Consider the following 6,237-nt stretch of genomic DNA (forward strand, 5'->3'; position numbering starts at 1 on the left):
GGCCCGCGCGGTCCGCGGCGGCGTGACGGTGGATGCCGACCGGCTGCTCGCGCGCTATCGCCCGCGCGGCGGCGCGACGGATGCGGCCCAGCGCCCGCCCGCCGAGAGCCCCGGCGGCGGTGGCGAGATCTGGCGCCTGGAGGCCGAGGGCAACGTCACCGTCACGAGCGCGACCGACCGCGCCGAGGGCGACCGCGCCGTCTACGACATCGACCAGGCGGTCATGGTGATGACCGGCCAGGCGCTGCGGCTGGTCACGCCGGACAACACCATGACGGCGCGCGACAGCGTGGAATACTGGTCCGCCCGCCGCATGGCGGTCGCGCGCGGCAATGCGGTGGTGGTGACGAATGACGGGCGCCGCGTGCGCGCCGACACGCTCGTCGCCTACTTCGCCGAAAGCGCCGCCCCCGGGGCGCAACCGCAGCCGGCCGCGGCACCGGGTGCCACGGAACAGCGGACCAACTCGATCGAGCGTGTCGAGGCCTATGGCAATGTCGAGATCCGCACCGCGGAGGAAGTGGTGCGCGGCGACCGTGGCGTGTACAGCCCGGTCACCGGCCTCGCGCGGCTGCTCGGCACCGTGCGCATCACCCGCGGCGACAATACCCTGACCGGCCAGGAGGCCATCGTGAACATGCAGACCGGCGTCGCGCGGCTCGTCTCCGCGCCCGGTGCGCGCGTGCAGGGGCTGGTCGTGCCCCAGCAGGGACAGCCCCTGCCGGGGCCGGAGGCACCGCGGTGAACGACGGTCTGCGCGTGGTGGAAGGGGCGGCGGCGGGCGGCCTCGTCGCGAAGGGCCTGGGCAAGCGTTACAAGAAGCGGCCGGTGGTGCGCGGCGTGTCCATCTCGGTCAAGCGGGGAGAGGCGGTCGGGCTGCTCGGCCCGAACGGCGCGGGCAAGACCACGACCTTCTACATGATCACGGGCCTCGTCCAGCCGGATGAGGGCCAGGTCCTGATGGACGGGCACGACGTCACGACGCTGCCGATGTACCGGCGCGCGCGGCTCGGCCTCGGCTACCTGCCGCAGGAAGCGTCGATCTTCCGGGGCCTGAACGTCGAGGACAACATCCGCGCCGCGCTCGAGGTGGTGGAGCCCGTGCGCGACCGGCGGGAGCAGATGCTGGACGCGCTGCTGGCGGAATTCGGTATCTCCCACCTGCGGCGCGCGCCCGCGCTCGCCCTTTCGGGCGGGGAGCGCCGGCGCTGCGAGATCGCCCGCGCGCTGGCGACGCACCCCGCGTACATCCTGCTCGACGAACCACTCGCCGGCATCGACCCGATCGCGGTCGGCGAGATCCGCGACCTGGTCAAGCACCTGAAGGACCGCGGCATCGGCGTGCTGATCACCGACCACAATGTGCGCGAGACGCTCGAGATCATCGACCGCGCCTACATCCTGCACGACGGCCAGGTGCTGATGGAAGGCTCCCCGCGCGACATCGTCGCGCATGAGGGCGTGCGCCGCGTCTATCTCGGCGAACGCTTCAGCCTCTGACGCGCACGCCATGACACGGTCGCGCGCAGCGGAACGCGGGGGCACCTGATGTCGCTGGCGCCGCGCCTCGACCTCCGCCATTCGCAGCAGCTGGTGATGACGCCGCAGCTGCGCCAGGCGATCAAGCTGCTGCAATCCTCGAACATCGAGGTCGCCGCCTTCGTCGAGGAGGAGCTGGAGCGCAACCCGCTGCTCGAACGCGACGAGCGCGAGCCGCCCGGCCCGGACGCGGGCCGGAGCACGGACCCGCTGCCCGCCGCCGCCGAGGCGCCCGACGCCGCGGAAGCCGCGCGATCCGACGTGCTGCCGGCCGAGAACGCCGCGCCGCTCGATACCGAATGGGACAATGTCTACGACGCCGGCACGCCGCCGATGGGCAGTGGCGGGCGCGCGGATTTCGAGGACGACCTCTCCGGCATCGAGGCCATGGCCGCGCCGGAGAAGAACCTGCGCGAGCACCTGGCCGAGCAGCTGCGCCTGACCTTCTCCGACGCGCGCGACCGCATGATCGCGGCGAACTTCCTCGCCCTGGTCGATGCCGCGGGGCGCCTGCCGGTGGACAGCGCGACGGTCGCCGCCGCGCTGGGCTGCGAGGAAGCGGTGGTCGAGGCGGTGCGCGCGCGCATGCAGCGCTTCGATCCCGTGGGCATGTTCTGCCGCGACCTGCGCGAATGCCTGATGGTGCAGCTGCAGGACCGCAACCGCTACGACCCCGCGATGGCCGCGCTGCTCGACAACCTCGAGATGCTCGCGCGGCGCGACCTCAAGGGGCTGCAGCGCGTCTGCGGCGTGGATGCCGAGGACATGGCGGAGATGGTCGCCGAGCTCCGCCGGCTCGACCCCAAGCCGGGCGCCTCCTTCGACGCGCCGCCGGCGCCGACGCTGGTGCCGGACGTGCTGCTGCGCCGCGGCCCGGGCGATGGCTGGGTCGTCGAGCTGAACCCCGAGACGCTGCCGCGCGTGCTGGTCAACCGCGGCTTCCACGCCCGCGCCGTGGTCGGCGTGAAGTCCCGCGACGAGAAGGCCTGGCTCGCGGAACGCTTCCAGACAGCGTCCTGGCTCGTGAAGTCGCTGGAACAGCGGGCGACGACGATCCTGAAGGTGGCGTCCGAGATCGTGCGCCGGCAGGACGGCTTCTTCCGCCACGGCATTGCGCATCTGCGCCCGCTGATCCTGCGCGACGTGGCCGAGGAGGTGGGGATGCACGAGAGCACCGTCTCCCGCGTCACCTCGAACAAGGCGATCGCGACGCCGCGCGGCACCTTCGAGCTCAAGTATTTCTTCACCACCGCGATCGCGGGCACGGCCGGGGGCGATTCCGTGAGCGCCGAGGCGGTGCGCCACCGCATCAAGGCGATGGTCGATGCGGAGGCCGCGGACGACATCCTGTCCGATGACGCCATCGTGGAGCGGCTGCGCGCGGAAGGCGTGGACATCGCCCGGCGAACCGTGGCCAAATACCGCGACGCGCTGCGGATACCATCATCGGTGCAGCGCAAAAGGGAGAAGGCCGTCCCGGCCTGATCCGACCAAGCCTGAGCGGCCCGCGCGGAGGATGCGGACCGGTGCCAGGTCGCCATCGGGGCGGCCCCTCCCCTTCCATGAAGAAGGAGGGCTCAGCCCCATGCACGTCACGGTCGCAGGCAAGCAGGTCGAAACCGGCGAGGCACTGAAGGTCCATGTGCGCGACGGCCTCGAGGCCATCACGCGCAAGTATTTCGACCATGCGCTGGAAGCGAACGTCACCTTCCACCGCAACCGCTCCCAATTCTCCTGCGACATCAACCTCAAGGCCGGGCGCGGGCTGATGATGCGCGGCGAGGGCGAAGGTGCGGACGCGCACCGCGCCTTCGAGGAAGCGGCCGAGCACCTGGCCAAGCGCCTGCGGCGCTACCGGCGCCGCGTCAACGAGCACGCGCGCTCCGCCGCCCCCGACCGCGATTCCGCCCCCGCCGGGCGCGAGACCGTAATCCGCGCCGAGGCGGAGGAGGAGGCCGAGGCCCCCGCCCCGAACGGCGCCGACCACGGCGCCATCGTCGCCGAGCATCCGGCCGAGATCGCGCTGCTCACGGTGGGCGAGGCGGTGATGCGCATGGACCTCGCGCATGTTCCCGTCCTGATGTTCCGCAACAAGGCGACGCGCGCGCTGAACGTCGTCTATCGCCGGCAGGACGGGAATGTCGGCTGGATCGATCCCGAAGGGGCGTGACCGGCGACGGGGAGGGCGGCGACGCCCTCCCCGCGCTCAATGCACCATCGCCGGCCCCAGGCCGTGCTGCAGGATCGCGGCAGTGGCGAGCGCGAGGGTCGGCGCGGCGCCGATCTGCGTGCCGTCGGCCGCATGGATCGCCACGGCCCGTTGGCCGTTCACGATCACGGGCCGGGCGTAGGCGATGCTCGCCGCGCCGTAGCGTGCCCAGTCGAGCGGGGAGAGGCGGCGCAGCATCTCGGGCTGCAGGGCTTCCTCGTCACGGTCCTCGAAATCATGGTCGGTCATCTCGGTCTCTCCTGCCGCCACGTCCCGCATGGGCCCGCGCGGCGCTGTCCGGCCCGAATGGGCCCGGTTGGGGGAAAGGGGGTCAGCCGCGCTCCGGCGGGCCTTGCAGCACGCCAGGGACGGCGCCGTTGCCGCGGGCGCCGATGCGGATGGTCTTCACGCGGCTTTCCGGCTGCGGGCGCTTGAGGTCGAGGTGCAGCAGCCCGTTGTCGAGCCAGGCGCCTTCCACCTCCATCCCTTCCGCCAGCACGAAGGCGCGCTGGAACTGCCGCGCGGCGATGCCGCGATGGAGGAAGATCCGGCCTTCCGGTTCGTCCTTCTGCCGGCCGCGGATGACGAGCTGGTTGTCCTCCTGCGTGATCTGCAGGTCGTCCATCGAGAAGCCGGCGACGGCGAGCGTGATGCGCAGCCGGTTATCGCCGGTCTGCTCGATGTTGTAGGGCGGGTAGCCATCGGCGTTCTTGCCGACCCGGTCGAGCATCTGCTCGAGGTGGTCGAAGCCGAGGAACAGGGGCGAGCCGAACAGCGAAGGTCGCGACACGAGGGCCTCCTCATCCGAGAGCGAAGCGGCCGGCGAGACCCGAAGCACCCCGCCGTCGTTGGGGATCTTGGCCGGCGCGGGCCCCGTTGCAAGGGGCGGCCGCGGGGTCTAGATGCCCTGGCCTGCCGCCATGACAGACATTCCCACGCTCCCGATCCTGTTCGTCCCGGACCCGCGCCTGCGCGCGAAGGCGAAGCCTGTCGCGGCGACGGACCCCGGCAGCGTGCGGGACCTCGCCGACCGCATGCTGGCGACCATGTACGCCGCGCCCGGGATCGGCCTGGCCGCGCCGCAGGTGGGGGAGATGCTGCGGCTCGTCGTCATCGACCTCCAGAAGGATGAGCAGCGCCAGCCCATGGTGCTCGTGAACCCGGAGATCGTGGCCGCGAGCCGGGAGGCCGCGACGCGGGAGGAAGGCTGCCTTTCGCTGCCCGGCCAGCATGCCGACGTGACGCGCCCGGCGGTGGTGAAGGTGCGCTACCTCGACCTTGAGGGCGCGCGGCGGGAGGTGGAGGGCGAGGGCCTGCTCTCCGCCTGCCTGCAGCATGAGATCGACCATCTCGATGGCGTGCTGTTCGTGGACTATCTCAGCGCGCTCAAGCGGAACATGCTGCTGCGCCGGCTCGCCAAGGACCTGAAGGCCAAGGAGCGGGCTTAGGACGGCGGGGAGGGCGCTGCCCTCCCCGGACCCCACCCGCCAAAGGCCGAAAGGCCTTTGGACACCGATTTTCCGGGAACGAGCGTGGCGATGTGGCGCGGCCCAGGTGATGGTTCCCAAAGGCCTTTCGGCCTTTGGTGGGGAGAGGTCCGGAGAGGGGCGACGCCCCTCTCCGGCACACCCTGACATGCGCCTTGCGTTCATGGGCAGCCCCGACTTCGCCGTGCCGGCGCTGCGCGCGCTGCACGAGGCAGGCCATGAGATCGCCGCCGTGTACTCCCAGCCCCCGCGCCCCGCAGGCCGCGGCCAGCGGGAGACCCCCTGCCCCGTCCACCGCGCCGCCCTCGACCTCGGCCTGCCTGTGCACACGCCCGCGCGGCTGAAGCGCGACGTCGCGGAGCACGCGGCCTTCGCCGCGCTGGATCTCGATGCGGCCGTGGTCGCGGCCTATGGGTTAATCCTGCCGCGCGCGATGCTGGATGCGCCGCGGCGCGGCTGCCTGAACATCCACGCCTCCCTGCTGCCGCGCTGGCGTGGCGCGGCGCCGATCCATGCCGCGATCCTGGCCGGGGATGCCGAGACCGGCATCACCATCATGCGGATGGAGGAGGGCCTCGACACCGGCCCGATGCTGCTGAAGGAGGCGGTGCCGATCGGCCCCGGGGCCACGGTGCAGGCGCTGCACGATGCGCTGGCGGCGATCGGCGCCCGGCTGGTCCTGCGTGCGCTGAACGAAGACCCTCCCGCCATCCCGCAGCCGGAGGACGGCGCGACCTACGCGCCCAAGCTGACCAAGCAGGATGGCCGGCTCGACTGGGCGCAGGAGGCCGCCGCGCTGGAACGGCGCGTGCGCGCGCTCAACCCCTGGCCCGGCACCTTCTTCGAGCATGGCGGGGAACAGGTGCGGGTGCTCGCCGCGCGCGTCGAGGCCGGCGCGGGGGCGCCGCTGCTGCTGGCAACGGGGTTCGCGGCGGTGGTCGCGGAGGATGGCCGCCGGCTCGCCACGCAGGGGGAACGCATGGCGCTCGGCATGGCGGGGAT

The 6,237-nt window shown here is 72.2% G+C and carries 8 protein-coding genes; 6 read left to right on the forward strand and 2 right to left on the reverse strand.

Annotation, left to right across the window (positions count from 1 at the left end; translation table 11 throughout):
* From HW577_RS18525 to hpf, 4 genes are all read left to right on the forward strand, one after another.
* Window positions 1-745: LptA/OstA family protein (locus tag HW577_RS18525; protein ID WP_198377622.1), on the forward strand; the 745-nt coding region annotated here is incomplete at its 5' end.
* Window positions 742-1,500: an LPS export ABC transporter ATP-binding protein gene (gene lptB, locus HW577_RS18530; RefSeq protein ID WP_198377623.1), complete on the forward strand. Its 759-nt coding sequence runs from the start codon at window positions 742-744 to the stop codon at window positions 1,498-1,500. The genes HW577_RS18525 and lptB, both read left to right, overlap by 4 nt.
* Window positions 1,501-1,548: 48 nt before the next feature.
* Window positions 1,549-3,024: an RNA polymerase factor sigma-54 gene (rpoN, locus tag HW577_RS18535; protein WP_198377624.1), complete on the forward strand. Its 1,476-nt coding sequence runs from the start codon at window positions 1,549-1,551 to the stop codon at window positions 3,022-3,024.
* Window positions 3,025-3,124: 100 nt separating this feature from the next.
* Window positions 3,125-3,709 (forward strand): ribosome hibernation-promoting factor, HPF/YfiA family, encoded by a 585-nt coding sequence (gene hpf / locus HW577_RS18540; protein ID WP_198377625.1) that lies wholly within the window; start codon window positions 3,125-3,127, stop codon window positions 3,707-3,709.
* Window positions 3,710-3,745: 36 nt separating this feature from the next.
* Here the strand turns inward: hpf and HW577_RS18545 are convergent, their stop codons facing one another.
* Window positions 3,746-3,997 carry a hypothetical protein gene (locus HW577_RS18545; protein WP_198377626.1) on the reverse strand — a complete coding sequence of 84 codons (252 nt, stop codon included), beginning with the start codon at window positions 3,995-3,997 and terminating at the stop codon, window positions 3,746-3,748.
* 82 nt (window positions 3,998-4,079) lie between these two features.
* Window positions 4,080-4,538, reverse strand: coding sequence for an Hsp20 family protein (locus HW577_RS18550; protein ID WP_198377627.1), 459 nt, complete (start codon window positions 4,536-4,538; stop codon window positions 4,080-4,082).
* Between the two features lie 130 nt (window positions 4,539-4,668).
* Between HW577_RS18550 and def the strand changes: the two genes are divergently transcribed.
* Window positions 4,669-5,196, forward strand: a complete 528-nt coding sequence (def, locus tag HW577_RS18555; RefSeq protein WP_198377628.1) for a peptide deformylase — start codon at window positions 4,669-4,671, stop codon at window positions 5,194-5,196.
* A 187-nt stretch (window positions 5,197-5,383) separates the two neighbouring features.
* On the forward strand, window positions 5,384-6,237 hold an 854-nt coding region (gene fmt, locus HW577_RS18560; protein ID WP_198377629.1), incomplete at its 3' end, for a methionyl-tRNA formyltransferase.

This window comes from Neoroseomonas rubea (assembly GCF_016106015.1).
GTDB classification, from domain to species: Bacteria; Pseudomonadota; Alphaproteobacteria; order Acetobacterales; family Acetobacteraceae; genus Neoroseomonas; species Neoroseomonas rubea.